This is a genomic window from Photobacterium malacitanum, assembly GCF_900185615.1.
Lineage (GTDB): Bacteria > Pseudomonadota > Gammaproteobacteria > Enterobacterales > Vibrionaceae > Photobacterium > Photobacterium malacitanum.
Map to the genome: position 1 here is coordinate 161,575 of NZ_FYAK01000007.1, position 20,787 is coordinate 182,361.

At 38.6% G+C, this 20,787-nt stretch carries 20 protein-coding genes, 1 rRNA gene, 1 other RNA gene and 1 pseudogene; 13 read left to right on the forward strand and 10 right to left on the reverse strand.

The genetic code is table 11. From position 1 onward, the window contains the following. Positions 1–288 precede the first annotated feature (288 nt). The 3 genes from PMAL9190_RS15070 to PMAL9190_RS15080 all read left to right on the forward strand — a co-directional run bounded on the left by PMAL9190_RS15070 (position 289) and on the right by PMAL9190_RS15080 (position 3,819). Positions 289–711 carry a GspH/FimT family pseudopilin gene (locus PMAL9190_RS15070; protein WP_087845901.1) on the forward strand — a complete coding sequence of 141 codons (423 nt, stop codon included), beginning with the start codon at positions 289–291 and terminating at the stop codon, positions 709–711. A 312-nt stretch (positions 712–1,023) separates the two neighbouring features. Then, positions 1,024–1,728, forward strand: a complete 705-nt coding sequence (locus PMAL9190_RS15075) for a nucleotide-binding protein (RefSeq protein ID WP_087845902.1) — start codon at positions 1,024–1,026, stop codon at positions 1,726–1,728. 27 nt (positions 1,729–1,755) lie between these two features. Then, positions 1,756–3,819 (forward strand): P-loop ATPase, Sll1717 family, encoded by a 2,064-nt coding sequence (locus tag PMAL9190_RS15080; RefSeq protein ID WP_087845903.1) that lies wholly within the window; start codon positions 1,756–1,758, stop codon positions 3,817–3,819. A 94-nt stretch (positions 3,820–3,913) separates the two neighbouring features. Here PMAL9190_RS15080 and PMAL9190_RS15085 read toward each other — a convergent pair whose 3' ends face one another. The 6 genes and pseudogenes from PMAL9190_RS15085 to smpB all read right to left on the reverse strand — a co-directional run bounded on the left by PMAL9190_RS15085 (position 3,914) and on the right by smpB (position 8,266). After that, entirely contained in the window at positions 3,914–4,348 is a 435-nt protein-coding gene (locus PMAL9190_RS15085; RefSeq protein WP_087845904.1) for a recombinase family protein, read from the reverse strand. Positions 4,349–4,694: 346 nt separating this feature from the next. Next, positions 4,695–5,027: a hypothetical protein gene (locus tag PMAL9190_RS15090; RefSeq protein ID WP_087845905.1), complete on the reverse strand. Its 333-nt coding sequence runs from the start codon at positions 5,025–5,027 to the stop codon at positions 4,695–4,697. 156 nt (positions 5,028–5,183) lie between these two features. Then, positions 5,184–6,029 carry a hypothetical protein gene (locus PMAL9190_RS15095; protein WP_144384371.1) on the reverse strand — a complete coding sequence of 282 codons (846 nt, stop codon included), beginning with the start codon at positions 6,027–6,029 and terminating at the stop codon, positions 5,184–5,186. Positions 6,030–6,375: 346 nt separating this feature from the next. After that, positions 6,376–7,143: pseudogene (locus tag PMAL9190_RS15100) on the reverse strand (integrase arm-type DNA-binding domain-containing protein); the annotation flags it as partial. Between the two features lie 165 nt (positions 7,144–7,308). Continuing rightward, positions 7,309–7,678: a transfer-messenger RNA gene (gene ssrA, locus PMAL9190_RS15105) on the reverse strand. 111 nt (positions 7,679–7,789) lie between these two features. After that, complete coding sequence (smpB, locus tag PMAL9190_RS15110; RefSeq protein WP_087845907.1) at positions 7,790–8,266, reverse strand: SsrA-binding protein SmpB; 477 nt, start codon at positions 8,264–8,266, stop codon at positions 7,790–7,792. Positions 8,267–8,470: 204 nt separating this feature from the next. Here smpB and PMAL9190_RS15115 point away from each other — a divergent pair, with 204 nt between their 5' ends. Together PMAL9190_RS15115 and PMAL9190_RS15120 are read left to right on the forward strand one after the other, a co-directional pair. After that, on the forward strand, positions 8,471–8,905 hold the full coding sequence (locus PMAL9190_RS15115; RefSeq protein WP_087845908.1) for an SRPBCC family protein: 435 nt from the start codon (positions 8,471–8,473) through the stop codon (positions 8,903–8,905). Beyond that, positions 8,895–9,203: an RnfH family protein gene (locus tag PMAL9190_RS15120; RefSeq protein WP_087845909.1), complete on the forward strand. Its 309-nt coding sequence runs from the start codon at positions 8,895–8,897 to the stop codon at positions 9,201–9,203. The genes PMAL9190_RS15115 and PMAL9190_RS15120 overlap by 11 nt, the downstream gene beginning before the upstream one ends. 86 nt (positions 9,204–9,289) lie before the next feature. On the opposite strand, the gene bamE is transcribed toward PMAL9190_RS15120, so the two are convergent. From bamE to nadK, 3 genes are all read right to left on the reverse strand, one after another. Beyond that, positions 9,290–9,646 carry an outer membrane protein assembly factor BamE gene (gene bamE / locus PMAL9190_RS15125; RefSeq protein ID WP_061000854.1) on the reverse strand — a complete coding sequence of 119 codons (357 nt, stop codon included), beginning with the start codon at positions 9,644–9,646 and terminating at the stop codon, positions 9,290–9,292. Positions 9,647–9,816: 170 nt separating this feature from the next. Continuing rightward, positions 9,817–11,484: a DNA repair protein RecN gene (recN, locus tag PMAL9190_RS15130; protein ID WP_087845910.1), complete on the reverse strand. Its 1,668-nt coding sequence runs from the start codon at positions 11,482–11,484 to the stop codon at positions 9,817–9,819. A gap of 182 nt (positions 11,485–11,666) precedes the next feature. Then, positions 11,667–12,548 (reverse strand): NAD(+) kinase, encoded by an 882-nt coding sequence (nadK, locus tag PMAL9190_RS15135; protein ID WP_087845911.1) that lies wholly within the window; start codon positions 12,546–12,548, stop codon positions 11,667–11,669. A 194-nt stretch (positions 12,549–12,742) separates the two neighbouring features. Between nadK and grpE the strand changes: the two genes are divergently transcribed. The 3 genes from grpE to dnaJ all read left to right on the forward strand — a co-directional run bounded on the left by grpE (position 12,743) and on the right by dnaJ (position 16,747). Then, positions 12,743–13,357 (forward strand): nucleotide exchange factor GrpE, encoded by a 615-nt coding sequence (gene grpE / locus PMAL9190_RS15140; protein ID WP_087845924.1) that lies wholly within the window; start codon positions 12,743–12,745, stop codon positions 13,355–13,357. A gap of 235 nt (positions 13,358–13,592) precedes the next feature. After that, complete coding sequence (dnaK, locus tag PMAL9190_RS15145) at positions 13,593–15,506, forward strand: molecular chaperone DnaK (RefSeq protein ID WP_087845912.1); 1,914 nt, start codon at positions 13,593–13,595, stop codon at positions 15,504–15,506. A gap of 98 nt (positions 15,507–15,604) precedes the next feature. Next, complete coding sequence (gene dnaJ, locus PMAL9190_RS15150; RefSeq protein ID WP_087822064.1) at positions 15,605–16,747, forward strand: molecular chaperone DnaJ; 1,143 nt, start codon at positions 15,605–15,607, stop codon at positions 16,745–16,747. Between the two features lie 178 nt (positions 16,748–16,925). On the opposite strand, the gene PMAL9190_RS15155 is transcribed toward dnaJ, so the two are convergent. Beyond that, on the reverse strand, positions 16,926–17,321 hold the full coding sequence (locus PMAL9190_RS15155) for a type IV pilin protein (protein ID WP_087845913.1): 396 nt from the start codon (positions 17,319–17,321) through the stop codon (positions 16,926–16,928). Positions 17,322–17,455: 134 nt separating this feature from the next. Between PMAL9190_RS15155 and PMAL9190_RS15160 the strand changes: the two genes are divergently transcribed. The 5 genes from PMAL9190_RS15160 to PMAL9190_RS15180 all read left to right on the forward strand — a co-directional run. Then, a complete protein-coding gene (locus PMAL9190_RS15160) occupies positions 17,456–17,992 on the forward strand; it encodes a GspH/FimT family pseudopilin (protein ID WP_065177108.1) in 537 nt (178 codons plus the stop codon). Next, entirely contained in the window at positions 17,970–18,599 is a 630-nt protein-coding gene (locus PMAL9190_RS15165) for a PilW family protein (RefSeq protein ID WP_235004371.1), read from the forward strand. Before PMAL9190_RS15160 ends, PMAL9190_RS15165 begins: the two co-directional genes overlap by 23 nt. Next, positions 18,599–19,888, forward strand: a complete 1,290-nt coding sequence (locus PMAL9190_RS15170) for a hypothetical protein (RefSeq protein WP_087845914.1) — start codon at positions 18,599–18,601, stop codon at positions 19,886–19,888. Before PMAL9190_RS15165 ends, PMAL9190_RS15170 begins: the two co-directional genes overlap by 1 nt. Beyond that, on the forward strand, positions 19,878–20,309 hold the full coding sequence (locus PMAL9190_RS15175) for a PilV family protein (protein ID WP_087845915.1): 432 nt from the start codon (positions 19,878–19,880) through the stop codon (positions 20,307–20,309). The genes PMAL9190_RS15170 and PMAL9190_RS15175 overlap by 11 nt, the downstream gene beginning before the upstream one ends. A 391-nt stretch (positions 20,310–20,700) precedes the next feature. Then, positions 20,701–20,787: ribosomal RNA gene (locus tag PMAL9190_RS15180) — 16S ribosomal RNA — on the forward strand; the annotation flags it as partial.

The following is a 20,787-nucleotide window of genomic DNA, read 5'->3' on the forward strand; positions in this document are numbered from 1 at the left end:
TTTTAGGGGCGAGGTTTTAGAAGCAGGGGCGAGTTTTCGAGGTGCGAGGAAGAGCAGTTAGATTAAATACAACTTGCTAGTTGTATTTGAGGTTATTTACAACTCTTAAGTTGTTTGATGGGGGATTTACAACTAATAAGTTGTATGTGGTGGCTGATACCATTTTTGAGTTGTTTGATTGGGCAGGCTATTACGACAAGGGATTAATCGATGGCTCAGAGTGGAAAGCCAACCGCTTCAAATTCTTATAATGTAGTACAAATGTAATACACAAATAAAGGTAAAAGATTGAATAAAAATGGATTTACATTATTAGAGTTAATTTTCACAATCGCTATTTTAGCAATAGTACTCGCAGCTGCCGCACCCAGCTTTCATGGCCTAATGGCACGTAACAAGATGGCAAGAACAGTTACCGAACTCAAAGGGCTATTCATTGCAGCAAAGTCAGAAGCAGTAATGAGAAACAAAGAAGTGTACCTGCACACCATAGGCCTCACCGACACCAAAACCTATACCAACGATTGGTGCGTTATCGCCACCACCGAACCCACGGCCAACAGCTGCACCACCAACGACAATACCCTTTATATTGTTGATGGCCATAGCCTAAGCGGCCTTAACATCAAACGGCATACAGATTATGCCACCATTAAGATCGATAGCATGAATGGGCATCCTAAATTCAATGCAGGTGAGGGCTTGGTATGAAATGAATGTATATAGCTAAGAAAAAAGCAGCTAGATAAAACTATGTATGAACAATTGAACCATATTAATAATAAATCGGCTTTCAAAAATTGAGATTTCTAAATAAAAACAACCTAAGAAAAGTAATAACGATAAAATAATAAAAATTTCTCAATATTTTTTGTAACCATATATTAATAACTCTTCTTGTTTTCTTTTCATGAACCCTTTTGACCTCTATTCTCAGCGATAAATTTTTATTTAAAGATATTCATGGTTTTAAATTATATTTTTTAATTCCAATCAAGAATATTACACTTGAGGTAATTTATAATGAGTCATATATCAAATTTATTTATTGCTTCCTCTGTTGAGGGATTAGAAATAGCAGAAACAGTTAAAGCTCTTCTAGAGTATAGTCATATTAGAGCTGAAATTTGGACGCAAGGCACTTTTTCCTCTAATGGCTATCCATTAGAGCAACTAGAGATTGCATTACAAAAACACGAATATGGCCTTTTTGTAATGACTCCAGATGACATCGTTACTCGACGAGGCGAAAATGTAAATGTCGCAAGAGACAACTTATACCTTGAGTTAGGAATGTTTATTGGCAAATATGGAAGGAAAAACTGCTTTATCTTAGTTCCACGAGGAGAATCTAGCCCGGTAATGCCAAGTGACCTTACTGGTTTTAACACTCTCACTTATGATCCTTCATGGGAAAAAGACAGTTCAGAAGCAGCACTTGGTAATTCCGTTAGAGAATTAAAGAAAACAATTACAAAAAAAGAGAAAACGGAAAGTATTAGTGAAAATATTATTATCCCAGAAGAACAAATATCAATATTAAAGGTACTTTTTAATACATCTAAAAGTATTAAAGCAGAAAGAATAAGAGAGTACCTTAAAATTGAACATGGATTTTTTTATTATCACATAAATAATTTAGAAAACAATAATAACATTAAAAAAGAAGATAATTATAATTATACAATTACAGATAAAGGAAGAAAGCTAGTAGTTGAAATGTTATAAATTTTATTAATTTTAGTTGGTAATAATATGAAAGGCAATATACTTGGTGATATTAGAGCTGAGCATGATGTTAATATGCTTGAGAATTCTTTTTGGCAGACAACTGAATATAAATCATTATTAGAATCATATGATCGTTGCATTATTGTAGGACGACGAGGAACAGGAAAAAGTGCATTAGTACATATGTTATCTAAACATTGGGAAAATAGACAAAAGACCCAAGTATTAGTTATAACTCCTGTTGAAGAACAAATAATAGGTTTACGTGATGTCCTTAAATTATTCGGTGATAATTACCTACATATAAAAGCTGGTAGTAAACTTGCTTGGCGATATGCCATATATATGGAAGTTATAACTGAAATGGTAAATCATTATAAGTTAAAAAATTTCTTGGATATACATTCAATACAATCACATATTGTTGATTGGGGTTCAAGAAGAAATAATATTACAAGAAAGATAAGAAGGAAACTAATTAGCATTCTAGAATCTGATGATAAAAATAAATCACCCGAGTCTAGAATTGCCGATTTATCTGATGCTTTTGAATTAGACTTATTAGAAGAAGTGATACTAGAAGCAGCAGAAAAAGGAAAGTTTCAATTTGTATTATTTGCTGACAAATTAGATGAAGGATATACTCCAGACAACTTAGGAGTCGCGATTGTAGATGGTTTTGTCCAATCAGTAATAGATATAAAGCATATTCTTAAAGAAAAAGTAATTGCTTTCGCATTCATTCGAGATAACATATATAGAGCAATATCGAAAAATGATCCTGACTTCACAAGAAATATAGAAGGGCAGACATTAAGAATTCATTGGGATGAATACAATCTATTTAATTTAGTATGTAATAGATTAAGAGTTGCTTTTAACTCTAATGTTGAAAATAATACTAGAGTGTGGAATGCACATACTGCAGATGAATTAAAATCATTAAAAGGCTTTAGGTTTGCATTAAAACTAACACTATATAGACCTCGTGATATATTAGTTTTATTGAATGATGCTTTTTTAAGAGCAGGAAGCCAAAATAGAACAAACATTATTATTGAAGACATAGATGCAACCGCAAAAACTATATCTAATAATAGATTGAATGATTTACATAAAGAATATGAAACAGTTTTTCCTGCCTTAGAGAAATTCACTAAATGCTTCAGTAATGAACCACAAGAAGTTACACTTAATATAGCTTGCAATCTTATAGGAAAAGCTCTTGATAATGATGATGTTTCTGATAAATTACTCAAACAGGACTTGATTTTAAGCGATAATCCAGCCCAAGTAATCCAACGTTTATATAGTGTTGGATTCATAGGATTATATAATGATACATCTTCTTCTTATGTTTTTTGCCACGACGGTAAAGACCCTGATAGAGATTTTAACCCGGACTCAAAACTTCTAATACATCCATGTTACTTACTTGCATTAAATAACCAAAATATAGGTTTAAATATAAATAACGCAGAAGATATTCATGATGAATATGACATAGAAGTAAGTTCAATAGATAAAGAATTTAGAAAACAAAAAATAGGGACACTAATATCTGACTTAAATAAAATTTCTGAAGGACATGAAGAACAGTTAGATTTTTATTCTTGGGTACTAAAATCAATAAAAGTACTTTTGGCTGCAGAATTGGTTAATATAGAAATAACACAAAAAAATAATTTTTCAACCATATCTGCTACAAATATCGGAAATAAAGATATATGGAATGAAATACTTAATGAATATAAATGTAGTAAAGTTTTTATTAATATATATAACAAACAAGGTTTAAGTCGAAACGACTACTTATCAATTTCTGACAAAATATTTAATAAAGATATAAAGTTAGCGTTTATTATAAATAGAGATAAAGATAATAACATATCGAAATATACAGAGCTAAAATGGGTTAGAGAAATATATAATAAAAAAGGGATTTTAATTATAAAATTATCATCTAAATTTTTGGAAAGACAACTGTCAAAGTCCAGAAACCCTCAAAAGCATGATGACATAAATAAAGAAATGAAAAAGCTAATAAAAATATATACAAACACGTGGGTTAATATAAAGAAAAAATAAATCCATATATTTTACAATCATCTATCATCTATCATCTATCATCTGTCATTAATCAAGGTGATGATAGGTGATTGGATTATTCATATATGGAATGCTAATTTTCTTTTACCACTCTCGCTATTGTAGCCCGACTGCAACCCAACTTCTGTTGTATCTGTGAATAGCTACGTCCTAGCGTTAATTGATCTAAAATATCGTGGTGTAACGCTAAATTAGGTTGGCGACCTCGACACTTTCCTTCCTCTTTTGCCTTAGCGATCCCTTGAGCCTGACATTTATGGCGTGTTTCATAATCATCACGCGCCATAGCTGCACCAAGATCTAACATGAACTCAGTTAAGGCCAGAGTAATGCTGTTTTGCAGCCAAGAACTGAACACTATATGAGTCATAGGCTGATCAGCTACGACTATCACTAAACCTTTGGCCATAATGCGTGCTTTTAAGGTTTTCCACTCTCCCCAGAGCAGACGAGTAAGACGATCCATTTTTTCAATCAACAATACATCACTGGCTTCACTATCGCCCACAAAAGAAACTTATTGACCATTGCCTGATTACACAACTTTTTGATACAGCCTAAAATGGACAATAACCAATCCGCCAATACTAAATTATGCGCGGCAAGGCTTGTCATACTGAAATGATTTGGAAAGCACTGATAATAAATTATTGAAAGTACTGCAATTTATCAAGTGTATGAACATCAATAGACTGAAGCAAGATCGTTAAAATGATTTCTTATAATCCGGGGAATAGTAGAAACAGTTCGTTTATATGACTCCAATCGGGCTATTGAGAACAGTATTGAATGTAAATTCAAGTAAGTATAGTTTTTGATACTATGCTTACCTGTACATATAGACCCCCAGTAAACTATATACATCCACGAATAATTTGTGAAAATGTAGATATTTTATCGCCTTGGAATTCCCACTGCCCATAAGTACGAGGATCCGTATCATTCCAAAGACGGATCCGATTAGGTGATATAATAGAAGCTTTATCAAATTCAGACATGTAAGATCTAGTCCAACCATCTCCCTCAGCTTTATATTCAATTACACCATGGCTATCATAAACAGTTGCTAATGCTTTCTGAATACCATGTTGTTTAGATATATAAGTACCACAATAATACAAAGGTTCTTCACCAAAGGTATTCATTGATACAGCAAGAGTTCCTATAGCTATGAGAATTTTCTTCACATTTTTCTCTTTATATTTAAATCAATTTAGAACACAAATTATCGTGCCAAAGCATATCGAGGTAATGCTAGCTTATATTAACTTTCGATTTTTATTTACCGTGGTATTAAGAGGTGAATATATCACCTCTTTGTGGTTGTCCAATTTAATGTGTCACTACATACCTAATGGGATGTTCTCAATACCACCTTTGTACGCTGCGCCAATACAGCTTTGTGTATGCATGTTTGACCATACCTCTTGCTCAGATACTCCACGAACATAACGAGAAGAATCAGCGACTGCATTAACGTAACGATTATTAACCATCATTGCGGAGAAATTGACGAGGTTAAATTCTTCATCTGATAAAGGTCGAAGCACCGACAAAGAATCTAAAACATCGATTACATCATTTTGATAACCATCAATTGGGTAACCAAGCTTGCTAGAGATCTCTGAACAGCGGTATGCACTAGATAGTGCAGGTAAGTCTTGAATCATATTTGTAACTTCTAGCAACTTGTTAGGACTAGGGAAAACTTTCGGAAAGGTGTTTTTATGATCGAAATTTTTTGACGGCATTGCTGAAATGCGGCTATTCATTTTTTCAATATCACACATTTGAGCTAATAGACTTCCAGCTATCTGCTGATCCTTTTGTGGTGGTAAAGCAAAACCATGAATACGACCACTCGCTTTTGCTTTAAATGCACGTTTAACACCACCAATAAGTGCTACAGCTTCTGTTTCATAGGCGTTAACATTACCATTTAAAATTTTAGCTCCCGCTTTCCAAGTCATACCTTGGAAAACTTCTTCTTTGGCGGTATCACCAGCCATATTAGCCCAACGTTCACATATTGTAGACTCTTGAAAAACAGGATTTAAAGCCAATGTTAAAAACGCGTCATTTACTTTTTGGATGTTATCTGCCTGAACACCTGTTGAAAAAATTAAAGTAAGAGAAATTGCCAGAGTCATTTTTTTCAAAATATGGAGCCTTTTTATTTTTGCGCTCATCAACTAATCATTTATTAGCCGAATATTTCCGTCTTATATTAGAGATATCACCGAACAACAACTAACTTAAAATAATATCCCAACCTAACAATAAAACATTCAAATAGTTAGAATCCAAGTACCTCAGAATGTTGGGCGGATTATATAAACTTACAATTTTAATTCAGTGACATAGCGCATAAATTAATAAAGTTAAATGCATGCTGATGGATTGTAAATATCGTGAAAAGATTCACAATGTCTAACACTTTTTATCGACATTTATAGTCATGAACAAATACTGACCATTACACATATTAATATGGTGGTAAGTAGCACTTTATAAAAAACAAAGGACAGCCTAACTTCGAGTACCTGCAGCTTCAGAAGGGCGTGTCATGGTATGTAATTGCCATTCGATTAAGCAACGTGTGGTGCGTTTGATACTGGCGTTGGCAATCGCACTAATGAGTTCTGGTAATTCGTTTGGCTTGAGGGAAGCCATGTTTTCTTTCTTAGGCTTTTTGAATGCAGCTTTAATTCCCGTTAGTGGGTTTGCCGCAACTAAGCCACAGTTGGTTGCAAAATCCATTATCTCATTTAAACGCTGTGCTAATCGCTTCACCGTTTCGAGACTACCTTTTGCTTCAATCGGTTTGAGTTGTTCAATGATCAAAGGCGCAGTGATGTCTTTAATTGGTGTATTCGATAGGTTGGGGAAAATGTGTAGCTCAAGTGAACGCCATATATCAACAGCATAGTCAGGCGTAATGTCACCTTGCTTAATTTCAAACCATTCTTTAGCGATATTAAGTAAAGTGTGTTGATGAATGATTTTGTGTTCTTGCTGTTTTCGTTTCTTATCTTCTTGAGGATCGATACCTTGAGCGATGAGTTCTTTAGCTTCTAGAGCTTGTTTTCGTGCGAGAGCAAGAGAGAGATCGGGGTATTTACCTAGACTTAGGTTTGCCCGCTTTTTGCTATTGGGACGGTAGTAGTTCAACAGCCAATGTTTTGCACCATTTGGTTTGACTCGAAGCCTAAGACCTCCACCGTCAAATAGGTTGTATTCTTTGTCTGCTGCTTTTGCTGATTTGATTTCTTTATCGGTAAGCCGAGTAGTTACTTTTGCCATAATGGGTACACCAAATAAACATCGTTATCGCAGTGTACCCATTGGTGTACCTATAAATCAAAGATGCTACTGGACGTCTTAGAACCCTATAGATACAAGAAAGCCCACTAAAACAATGTCTTAGTGGGCTCCCTGGACACCCTAGGATGTCTTCGTATACGAATTTGGTGGAGCTGGCGGGATTTGAACCCGCGTCCAAAATCAGTCTAACAGATGGCGCTACATGTTTAGTCAATCTTTATTCTCGTATCCACACTGCGAATTGACACGCTATGCTAATACATACCAGAATTCTATTTCGCGGTTCATCTCTCTAGTCAAAGATTCCCTCGCTATCTCGTTTGGGTTTGAACCCCTGTTATTCCCCGTCTTACAAGCGGAAGCTAGGGCAGGAGCGCTCTTAGCAGGGTATTAAGCTGCTAGTGCGTAGTTTTCGTCGTTTGCGACTATTTTTTTGCGGCTGTTTAACGAGGCAAACCGCACCTCGACATGCTCCACAAGCCTTCGTGATCCTGTCGAATCCTGAATCAGCCCCAGATGCGTTCGATGTTAGCAGAATATTTAACTAGGTCAATAGCTATATTGTAATTCACGCACCAAGTGATTGATTACTATTCAAATGCTAACATCATGTTGCATAGGTATATTAACGGTTATTGCCTTTCATGATACGAGCTTTATCGCGTTGCCAATCTTTAGCTTTGCTGTCAGCACGTTTATCATGCAATTTCTTACCGCGTGCAGTACCAATTTTGATTTTCACAAAAGAGGTGCTCCAGTACATATTTAGTGCAACGATAGTATCGCCTTCACGGTTGACTGAATCTGCTAATTTGCGCAGTTCACGACGGTTAAGCAATAACTTACGAACGCGAGTTGGATCAGCGACTACGTGAGTTGATGCCGCGTTTAATGGGGCAATAGTTAAGCCAGAGATAAAGGCTTCGCCGTTACGTAAGAAAACATAACTTTCGGTCATGTTCACTTTACCTTCACGGATTGCTTTTACTTCCCAACCTTGTAATACCATCCCCGCTTCGTATTCGTCGCCGATGGCAAATTCAAAACGAGCGCTTTTATTTTTTGCAATAGTATTGCTACTTTGCTTTGGTTTTTTAGCCATGTTGACCTCGTAGAGCATTGTTGCAGTCCCAGAACAAAATCTAATATCAGTGATTTTTCTGGTCGAATAAGCTATTGACGTTACCATAATAACGCTTGTTGGTAACTGTTATTTTGGTCGATAGCCCAGTAATGGTATCATTGACCAAACGCAGCGAATAGATTTTATCTTCAGAGTGAGGATGCGTTCGATGAAGGAGAAGCTATGCCACAAATTAGTCGTTCGGCACTGGTGCCTTTTAGTGCACAACAAATGTTTAATTTGGTGAATGATGTTGAATCTTACCCAATGTTTTTACCCGGCTGTGCGGGCAGTAAAATCATTGAAAGTTCGACCAGCCATATGATGGCATCGGTAGATGTTGCTAAGGCTGGTATACGTAAAACATTTGTTACCCATAATAAATTGGTCGATTTTAACCAAATTCAGATGCAATTAGTGGACGGTCCTTTTCGAAAATTAGTCGGCGGATGGACATTTACTGAGCTTGATGCGACAGCGTGTAAAATTGAATTAAACTTAGAATTCGAATTTACTAGTGCCCTCATCGATGTTGCCTTTGGTAAAATTTTTCGAGATCTGACCAGTAATATGGTGCAGGCGTTCACCCAGCGAGCAAGAGAAGTATATGCATTCTGATCAGCCCTTAATTCACGTTGAGGTTGTTTACGCACTGCCTAACGTACAGCGAGTGTTAAAATTAGCCGTTGTAGCACAAACCCCTATTCAAGCGATTATAGAACAGTCGGGGATACTAGCTATGTACCCTGAGATTGATTTAAAGACCAATAAAGTCGGTATTTATAGTCGTAATGTAAAACTTGATGCGACGGCGCGCGATGGTGATCGGATTGAGATTTATCGTCCGCTAATTGCAGATCCGCGTGAGATCCGCCGTAAGCGTGCAGAACAAGCTAAAAAAGACGCTGAAAAATAACCAGAACGTTATAGCAGATAACAAAAAGCTCGCCATTAGCGAGCTTTTTTTATTGTTTGAAAACAAGTATTTTCTAACAAGTCAGATTAATTCATTGGATCCATAAAGTTAGGACCTTGCTTGTAATCACCTTTCATACTGACAAGTTGTGCTTGTTTGTTGAAGGTTAAGAACAAGTTCTTTTGAATCGGTTTATCATGACCATTTTGTTCGTAGAAAATGTAGTTCCATGTGTCGGGGTAACTTGGGTCGACTAACATAGGCGTTCCCAGCACATATTGAACTTGTGTTTTCGTCATGCCAACACGCAAGGTATTAACACTTTTCTGTTCTACATAGTTGCCTTGGTCAATATCGATACGATAAACCAAACGTTCAGCGACCGAACAGCCGCTAAGTAAGCCCAACACTAAGGTTAGGGCTGCAATGTTTTTCCAACTCATAGCATCCTGGCTTTTTAGCTTTAACTGCTGCGATGATAAACAAGCTCTTGGCAGAAGTAAAAAGCGGTAAAGAAAAAAAGTAATATATTTTGATATTCGACTACTACTAGCAGTAATAGTTGCATCAATGTTTTAGTTTATTTCATATTCGTCCAAGATGCGAAATTAAATCAAGCCGCGACCAGCAGTTCTTTCGCATTTGCGAGAGTACGCTCAGTAATTTCACTGCCACCAAGTAGACGTGCGAGCTCGGCAATACGATCATCAGTGGTTAATGGGCGCATCTGAGTTTCGGTTTGACCATCAGTGGTTTTCTTAGCAACAAACATTTGTTGATGACCACAACCAGCAACTTGCGGTAAGTGAGTTACACACATTACTTGGGTTGATGCACCAAGTTTTCGTAGCATTTTACCGACGATTGCCGCTGTTGGACCACTAATACCCACATCGACTTCATCGAAAATCAGGCTTGGTGTTTCAACTTTTTGAGCGGTGATCACTTGAATCGCTAATGAAATACGTGATAGTTCACCACCAGAAGCCACTTTACCTAATGGTTGTAGAGGCTGGCCTGGGTTAGTTGAAACCAAGAAATTAATGCTGTCATAACCTAATGGGCTTAGCATTCGCTCAGGATCGCTAGTGAGTGCGATTTCAAATTCACCATGCTCCATACTTAACATGTGCATGCTTTCGGTGATTTTTTGGTCAAGCTCTTTGGCATAACGCTGACGACTTTTACTTAGTTTTTCCGCAGCTTCAATGCATTGCTGACGTAAATTTTCAACGTTAGCAGCCATGTCTTCTAAGCGTTCATCGCTACAATCGAGGTTATCAAGCTCTTTCAATAAATCTTGATGTTTTTGGTAAAGCTCTGCCGGCATCACGTAGTGCTTGCGTGCCATCGACATGATTTTAGCTAAACGCTCTTCAAGGTAAATCAACCGATGTGGATCCATATCAAGGTTATCAAGATAGCTGCGTAATTCTTGGCTGGCTTCTTGAACTTGAATGATGGCTTCTTCTAACATCTGTGGAATAGCACTTAAATTGCTGTCATATTCGCCCAGATTATTCACTTGCTGACAAGCCATTTGTAACAACTGGAGTGCGTTACCGTCATCATTATCATACAGAACAGATAATGCAGTTTGGCTTGAAATTGCTAGTTCACCTGAGTTTGATAGGCGTTTGTGCTCTTCTTCGATTTCAGTGAATTCTTCTTCGCCAAGGGCTAATTCATCAAGCTCTTTAACTTGGTATTGAAGTAATTGTTTTTGTGCTTCGTTTTCATCACGGCTTTGAGTTAAACGCTTAAGCTCATTATGAGCCTGACGCCAGCGTTGATAAGCACTGCGAGTACGATCGATCAATTGGTGGTGACCTGCATATTGATCAAGCATATGTTGTTGGTATTCAGGGCGCATTAGCTGCTGGTGTGCGTGCTGACCATGAATATTAATTAACAGTTGGCCTAAAGCTTTTTGTTGTGATGCAGGAACAGGGCTGCCATTAATGAAGCCACGAGAGCGGCCTTCTTTAGTGATCACGCGGCGTAAAATACATTCTTCACCATCACTGAGTTCATTGTCTTCGAGCCAACGTCGAGCTGCTTGGTTATTGGCCAATGAAAATGCGGCTGAGATTTCAGCTTTATCTTCATTTGGTCGTACCATCGAGGCTTCAGCGCGATCGCCTAAGCATAAACCTAATGCATCAATCGCAATAGATTTACCGGCACCGGTTTCACCTGTAATGGTGGTCATTCCCGGCTTTAGTTCAAATTGAAGAGTTTTGACAATAGCAAAGTTAGAGATCGTCATATGCGCGAGCATTGTGTTCACCTGTTTAAATCAACACCTGTTTTTTCATACAGTATATACTGTATCTATAACCAGTAAAGTACTGAGGTGATAATTATTCAGATAAAATGTGATCAAGATTAACTTTTTGGACCGTTATAAAAAAACCAGCAGTTTAAGATGCTGGTTATTGAAAATAAAACCGATTGTGGCACTTAAAATAATCGGCTAGACCAGCCTAATTTTCCACGTAGGACATTGTAGTAACTGTAATTCTTAGGGTGGATTAATTGTAAGCGGTGTTCGCTTTGGTAGATGTGAATTTCATCGCCAGGGCTAACAGGTAATGAAACTTGGCCATCACAGCTCACTTCTAGCGTACTGCCATTATTGGGTGACACTAACAATTTAATGCAGCGATCACCGTCAACAACTAATGGTCGAGATGACAGGGTATGAGGAAACATCGGCACTAAGGCTATCGCATTTAAACTGGTGGATAAAATAGGGCCGCCACCAGAAAGAGAATATGCCGTTGATCCGGTTGGTGTGGCAATAATTAACCCATCAGAGCGCTGTGAGAACGCAAAACAGTCATCAATATAGACCTCAAACTCGATCATATGAGCAATTTTGTCTGGGTGTAATACCGCTTCATTTAAGGCTGCATTGCGACTTTTAATTTGCCCATGACGATGCACTTCAGCTTCTAATAAAAACCGATCCTCTTTGATAAACTCACCCTCAAGCACCAAGGTCAATTGTTGTTCAAAATCGTCGGGATCAAGATCGGTAAGAAACCCCAGGTTGCCACGGTTAACACCAATAACGGAAATATCAAATCGAGATAATACGCGCGCAGCACCTAACATATTGCCATCACCGCCAACGACAATGGCGAGATCTGCTTTGTCACCAATGGTGAGCAAATCACAAAAACAATCCTCAGGTACGTCAATATCGTTCACTAACCGATGATCGATTAACACCGTGTAACCTTGTGCATTCAACCATTCGTAAAGGCTCGTGTGCGTTTGCAATGCTTCCGGATTACGGGGTTTGCCAATTAACGCGATAGTGTTAAAAATACGCTTCATGTCCTTGTTCCGACAAATGATGGTGGGTCAGTATAGCCTTAGAAAAAACAACTTGTCGTGGTTTGTTGTTAATATTGGCTTGAATCATTGAACTTCATCCCCATAATATGCTCAAGACTGTTTTAAAAGTAGCGCTTATCGAACAAGGCTACTGAGTGAATAAAACCCCTTTTATCTTGGCGGAGAACCAACGCATGACTAACAAAAACCACAATGTACAGGATGAGCAGCTAAACGATGCAGTTGACGCTGTCGAAGTTGAAGCTGTCGAGGGTGAGTTTGTTGAATCAGAGCAAGATTTATATGTTGCTCGTATTGCTGAATTAGAAGCGGCGTTATTAGCAAAAGATGCAGAAGTTAATGAAGCCAAAGATGCTGCTTTACGTGCTCGTGCTGAAGGTGAAAACGTTCGTCGTCGTTCTGAGCAAGAAATTGATAAAGCGCGTAAATACGCACTAAATAAATTTGCTGAAGAATTATTGCCTGTTATTGATAATCTTGAGCGCGCTATTGAAATGGCCGACAAGAATAACGAAGCAACCAAAGCAATGATGGAAGGCGTTGAGCTAACATTGATGACGATGACATCAACAGTTGCTAAATTTGGCCTAAAAGTGATTGATCCACAAGGTGAAGCATTTAACCCTGAATTCCATCAAGCAATGGCGATGCAAGAAAGTGCTGATTTTGCACCAAACACTGTTATGGCTGTTATGCAAAAAGGTTACGAGCTAAATGGCCGTGTGATCCGTCCAGCAATGGTGATGGTATCAAAAGCTGCTGCGGGTAATGTGAATACGCAAGCGTAATTTGCGAGCAACAATTCAAGGTTTACTTGATAATGTCGCAAAAAAAAGCCCACTACGGTGGGTTTTTTTATTTTTTTGCATTTTTTTTGGGATCGCCCCTTGAAAAGCAATCTGGCGACCTTATCTAGTAGTCATAAGACATTAAATGTATTTGTCACGGGGTTATCCCGAACCGCTAACCCATATGATATTTGGGTGTAGTTAAGAACATATAACGAATTTCGGAGATTGTCTGATGGGTAAGATTATTGGTATTGACTTAGGTACAACTAACTCTTGTGTAGCTGTACTTGACGGCGATAAGCCACGTGTAATTGAGAACGCAGAAGGCGAGCGTACAACAGCATCAGTTGTTGCATACACGCAAGATGGCGAAACGTTAGTTGGTCAACCTGCAAAACGTCAGGCGGTGACAAACCCTGAAAACACATTATTCGCTATCAAGCGTCTAATCGGTCGTCGTTTTGAAGACGAAGAAGTTCAGCGTGATATCGAAATCATGCCTTACAAAATTGTTAAGGCTGACAACGGTGATGCATGGGTAGAAGCGAAAGGCCAAAAAATGGCTGCTCCTCAAGTATCTGCTGAAATCCTAAAGAAAATGAAGAAAACTGCAGAAGACTTCCTGGGCGAACCAGTAACTGGTGCAGTTATCACAGTTCCTGCATACTTTAACGATGCACAGCGTCAAGCAACGAAAGATGCTGGCCGTATCGCAGGTCTAGATGTTAAACGTATCATCAACGAACCAACAGCAGCTGCTCTAGCTTACGGTCTAGACAAGCAAGGTGGCGATCGCACTATCGCTGTTTACGACCTTGGTGGTGGTACATTTGATATCTCAATCATCGAAATCGATGAAGTTGAAGGCGAGAAAACATTTGAAGTTCTAGCAACTAACGGTGATACACACCTAGGTGGTGAAGACTTTGATACACGTCTAATCAACTACTTAGCAGACGAGTTCAAGAAAGAGCAAGGTATCGATCTTAAGCAAGATCCACTAGCTATGCAGCGTCTAAAAGAAGCAGCAGAAAAAGCGAAGATCGAACTATCTTCTGCACAGCAAACTGATGTTAACCTACCTTACATCACAGCTGACGCAACGGGTCCTAAGCACATGAACATCAAAGTGACACGTGCGAAACTAGAATCTCTAGTTGAAGACCTAGTTCAACGTTCTCTTGAGCCACTAAAAGTAGCGCTTGCTGATGCTGGCCTATCTGTTAGCGACATCAACGACGTTATCCTAGTTGGTGGTCAAACACGTATGCCTATGGTTCAAGCTAAAGTAACTGAATTCTTTGGTAAAGAGCCACGTAAAGACGTTAACCCTGATGAAGCTGTTGCTGTAGGTGCTGCTGTTCAAGGTGGTGTACTTGCTGGTGATGTTAAAGACGTTCTACTTCTAGACGTTACTCCACTATCTCTTGGTATTGAAACCATGGGTGGCGTAATGACTAAGCTTATCGAGAAGAACACAACTATCCCAACAAAAGCGAACCAAGTGTTCTCTACTGCTGAAGATAACCAAAGCGCGGTAACTATCCACGTTATTCAAGGTGAGCGTAAGCAAGCAAGCTTTAACAAATCTCTAGGTCAATTCAACCTAGAAGGTATTCAGCCTGCACCACGTGGTATGCCACAAATCGAAGTAACGTTTGACCTAGATGCCGACGGTATCCTAAACGTTTCTGCGAAAGACAAGACTACAGGTAAAGAGCAGAAGATCACTATTCAAGCGTCTGGTGGCCTAAGCGATGCTGACATCGAGAAGATGGTTCAAGAAGCTGAAGCTAACAAAGAAGCTGATAAGAAGTTTGAAGAGCTAGTAACTGCGCGTAACCAAGCTGACCAACTTGTTCACGGTACTCGTAAGCAAATTGAAGAAGCGGGTGATGCACTTCCTGCTGATGAGAAAGCAAAAATCGAAGCTGCTGTTGCTGAACTAGAAGAAGCACGCAAAGGCGAAGATAAAGAAGCAATCGACGCGAAAGTTCAAGCGGTTGTTGCAGCTTCTCAAAAGCTAATGGAAATCGCTCAACAGAAAGCACAAGCACAACAAGCTGACGGTGCTGGTGAGCAACAAGCTAAGCAAGACGACGATGTTGTTGATGCTGAGTTTGAAGAAGTTAAAGACAACAAATAAGAACGTTAGCTATTATTAGTTAACATCTTGTTTAAATTACGGGCGTTTGAGGTTACTCTAACGCCCGTAACTATATCTAGCTAGGTGACAATCAAGTTATGTCGAAACGTGATTTATACGAAGTGTTAAGTGTGGCCCGTGACGCAAGTGAGCGTGACATTAAAAAGGCTTATAAGCGCTTAGCAATGAAGTTCCACCCCGACCGTAACCAGGGTGATGCGGAATCTGCTGAGAAATTCAAAGAAGTGAAATACGCTTATGAAATTCTAACAGACGACCAAAAACGCGCTGCTTACGATCAATACGGTCATGCAGCCTTTGAACAAGGTGGTATGGGCGGTGGCGGCGGCGGCTTTGGCGGCGGTGCAGACTTCAGTGACATCTTTGGTGATGTGTTTGGTGATATCTTTGGTGGTGGCGGTGGTCGTCGTCAACAACGCGCGCAGCGTGGTTCAGATCTTCGCTACAACATGGAACTGACGTTGGAAGAAGCTGTTCGCGGTTGTTCGAAAGAAATCCGTGTACCAACATTAGTTGGTTGTGACAGCTGTGATGGTTCAGGCGCTAAAAAAGGTTCATCTGCAACCACATGTGGTACCTGTCACGGTGCTGGTCAAGTGCAGATGCGTCAAGGCTTCTTTGCTGTTCAGCAGACTTGTCCACACTGTCATGGTCGTGGCCAAATTATCAAAGATCCATGTGATAAGTGTCATGGCGAAGGCCGTGTAGAAGAAACCAAAACGCTATCAGTTAAAATTCCTGCGGGTGTTGATACTGGCGACCGTATTCGCTTAAGTGGCGAAGGCGAAGCTGGAGAACAAGGCGCACCAGCGGGTGACTTGTACGTTCAAGTACATGTTAAAGAACACCACATTTTCCAGCGCGAAGGCAATAACCTACATTGTGAAGTACCAGTAAGTTTCACAATGGCAGCATTAGGCGGTGAGGTTGAAGTTCCTACCCTTGATGGCCGTGTTAGCTTGAAAGTACCATCTGAAATGCAAACGGGTCGTATGTTCCGTATGCGTGGTAAAGGTGTTGATTCTGTACGTGGTGGTTTACGCGGTGATCTTATCTGTAAGTTGGTGGTTGAAACGCCAGTGCATTTAAGCAAGCGTCAAAAAGAACTACTGCAAGAATTAGAAGAAACGTTTGGTGGCAAAGATGCGAGTAAGCACAAGCCAAAATCAGAAGGTTTCTTTAACGGCGTAAAAAAGTTTTTCGACGACTTAACCAACTAATTCGTCGTAAATAAGAATAAATAAAAACCGCTATTAGTGAATGCTGATAGCGGTTTTTTTGTGACTCTTATTAGTGCCAGAATAATGCAGGTTATTATTCGTCATCTCGGAAGAGAGGTACGAGCTATCCGTGATCTACTTATCACGCGTTTGAACATAAAAGAAGTCAGTGAAAATATTACCAACAACCTTCAGGCAAGCCTTTACTGGTTTGATCTAGCTTTAGCTCAGAACACTCATCAGATGCTTGTACTGTTTTTGGGGTTGCTGTAATGGTGTATGCTGTGTCAGACGCGCTAATCTTATAGCTATAGCGCTCATCATTTGCGCAACTACCACAAAGGTCCGTTCTAATTTCAGAATTCGTATGACCATCAAAAGCTAAATAATCTTTTCCGCCTGTGCGTTGATCTTCCATTGCTAGTTGGATCATCATCAAATCCCCCATCGCCTGAGTACGGTGCCCCTTCAATACATGATCCTGATATGAAGGATAAGCAATCGCAGTTAATACCCCAATGATAGCCACCGCAATCAACATTTCGATCAGCGTCACGCCTTTTTGTTTAATCATCTTCCGTAATCTCTTAAATATTCGAGTTGACTCGATAACTGATTGATATCCTAACGGTGCTATTTTGCGGTGGTGATAAACTCTCGATCAAGTTGTTCTTAGGGATTGGAATGACGTTTATAGGGATTTGGGGAATGGCTCGCGAAATTACCACGCATTTTCATCACATACATCGTCATGGTGACCGTCAGCGGGGATTTACGCTGTTGGAATTGGTGTTCACGGTAGTGATCATGGGCATTCTTGTTGCTATGGCAGCCCCAAGTTTTAATAACTTAATTGAATCTAATAAAGTTAAACGCTTGGCGACAGAAATCGAATGGCTATTGGTGCAAGCCAAATCCGAAGCGGTGATGCGTGGGGAAAATATTCAGGTAGTGATAGATAATGCAGGAACGCCGACGTGGTCGATAACATCAAAAACAACATCTGGTGCGGTTACGTTAGCAGAAGTCTCTAGTGAAAACTTTTCAAATATTGAATTAAATAAAACATTTACATCAGCAATAGTGGTATTTAATAAATTAAATGGCAAACCTAATTTTTCTGGTGGGTATCAATTTAATATACCAACAAAAGATAAAGTTAAAGTAGCAGTCAACACTATGACTGGGCGTATTTATTCTTGTGGTGTTGATGGAGCAATTTATGGCTATAAAGAATGCTACTAGGCATAAAGGCTTTTCATTAATTGAATTACTTATTGCTTCATCGGTTGGTCTTATTGCAATAGGCGTTGTTGGCTCAGTATTTTTATCAGGATATAAATCCGCGAATCAACGATCTTTAGAGTTGTTATTACAACAAGATGTTAATGATGCTTTGTCATTATTAAAGCAAGATATTTTAAGAGCAGGGTATCAATCAGGCGCATCCTCTAGTTATATCGTAAGCGGTGCTACGGATATTGTTACGTTAAGTGGATCAGGCTCTGATGAACAATGTATTAGTTATGCTTACCATGATGGTAGTGTCCAGCATCTACGATCTTTTTACAGCAAAGATGGAACAGATTCATCTAGCGTTCCAGTTAAAAATCTAAAGTTTTATAGCACAACGGTTGCAGGAAAAAATATGTCTGATGTTTGTAAAAATGGTCAGTCTGTTCTTGATCAAAATCAGATAGAAGTTAAGGAATTTAGCATTGTTGAACAGCCTTTATCTTCAGCTAGTGCAACCAGTAAATTACTCACTATTAGATTAGCTGCTAGCTTACGTGCTACTCCATCAATTAGTACCGCTAAGTCGATTCAGATTAAAACAAGGAATTGGCAATAATGAATAGACATCAACAGTCAGGGATGACGACATTATTAATTACCAGCATGTTATTAATAGTAGCGCTGTTATTTTCATTAGCTTCATATAAAAATTTATTTTATCAGATTAAGCGTACCCAAAATGAAGTCTTAGCCAGACAAGCACACTGGGCTGCTGAAGGTGGGTTGGAGTGTGGGTTTGCGGAGATAAGCAATAAATCTGATGTAAATACGAGTTTAGATAAATGTAAAACAGTGATTGATGGACTGCCATTAACATTAAATATTGATACTAATGATGGAAAATCGTTGTTGACTTCAGAAACAAGTAATAAGCATAAGAAAATAGTAAAAACAATCGTTGCTGGTGGAACAAGGAGTAGCGGAGTAATTAAAAGTTCTGCTGATTTGTATTTTAATGGAGATTATAGATTTTTTCCTGATCCTGGTAATTTTCGTAATGCAAATAAATGGGATTGTGTCTTATTAAGATACCGTAACAATGTATTTATTCATGATGATGGCAATTTGAATACTGGTTTTGGTAGCAATGATTTAAGCTTTACATCACCGCCTTATTTAGACTTTTTTAAAGACAGTAATGATCATAAATGCTCTTCTAGTGTGGATGCTAACTATCGAACACCATTAGCATCAAATTATCCATCAAAGTTTGAATCAGACATACAGAAAGAATCTATGATGGATCTATTTAAGGAAACTTTCGGTGTTGCTCGTGATGATTGGATGTCAGTCAGAAGTCGCCCTGAATTTGTGGAAGTTGATCCAACCGATGGTTGTGGAAAGAAAATAGCAGAAGTGGTTAAAGAAGATAAACGTCATGTATGGGTTAATGGTAGCTGTATTTTAGATAGTGTCGGCCTTAATTTATTGCAAGACAAAGCCTCGAGCTTAAAAGGTTTATTTATACTTGTGCATAACGGTATCTTTTCTTTTAATGGCGCTAAAAAATTAAATGCATTGGTTTACCATTTTAATAATGATTATGACCCTGTCATTAACGGTGAAAATATCTGGAACTCTACCTTAGAAAAAGACAAAGTTTTAAAAGATGATATGTATCAGCCAACGGAAGGGGAATTAACTGTTGATGAAATAAAGAATAAAGTTGTTTTTTATATGTATGGTTCTTTTTTACCTTCTGGCGGGTTTATTTTAGATACACCTGAATATGTAAGTTATTTTAATGCGTCAGGTAATTTTGCTTTTGATGGTGAATTAATTACTGATTTATTGGCCCCATTTGGTAAACCTCGTTGGCAACAAGGATCTTGGCATGACTTCTAATATCAAAACAATAACAGGCTTTAGTTTATTAGAAGTGGTGATTGCCCTTGGGGTGCTTTCTGTTGGCGTATTAGGTTTAGTTAAAATGCAGGCCTATATGGAACTAAAAGCAGAAAACGCATTAAAGACTCTAGATGCACTTCATATAGCAGAAGCGCAGATGGAGTATTACCAAACTCGCGCTAGTCATGTTAGTGGGGCAACAGGGTTGATTTCTTTTGTAAGCATGGCTGAATCTACTTATTGTTTGCAATCGATGGTGAGCGGTAGTGGTTACACACTGACTTGTGATGCCAATACCTTATCGTTATCAGATGCACTGCGAACTATTAATGTTAGTGTCAGTTGGGCCGATCGCCGTGGTGTCTCGCAGGCGGTATCTCTCAAAACCGCGATTTCTAAATACAGTGAATTTGATTAAACAACGGCTATCATCGTTAAAAAGACACAAATTAAGCCAAATTAAATCATTTTGAACAAATAATGTTCAAACGATTTTTTTTTATCAAAAAACTATTGTCAGCCAATAAAATCTCCCTATAATGCGACCTCACTGACACGGACAACGGCGCAAGCGGTTACCGAAATCAGTATTGTTCTTTAACAATTTGACCATGCAATCTGTGTGGGCACTCGTTGAATAGTTAAGTCGAAAGATTTATCAATGAACTGAGTGACCAATACAAATAACTACGGTTATTTGGCACAGTCAATTTATTATCGTTCTGTTGGAACGATAATAGCTTTAAAATTACTAAGGTAGTTTTGAAGTCAGTATTCATTGAGCCGTTTCGAAAGAAACAACAAAACTTTAATTGAAGAGTTTGATCATGGCTCAGATTGAACGCTGGCGGCAGGCCTAACACATGCAAGTCGAGCGGTAACAGATTGATAGCTTG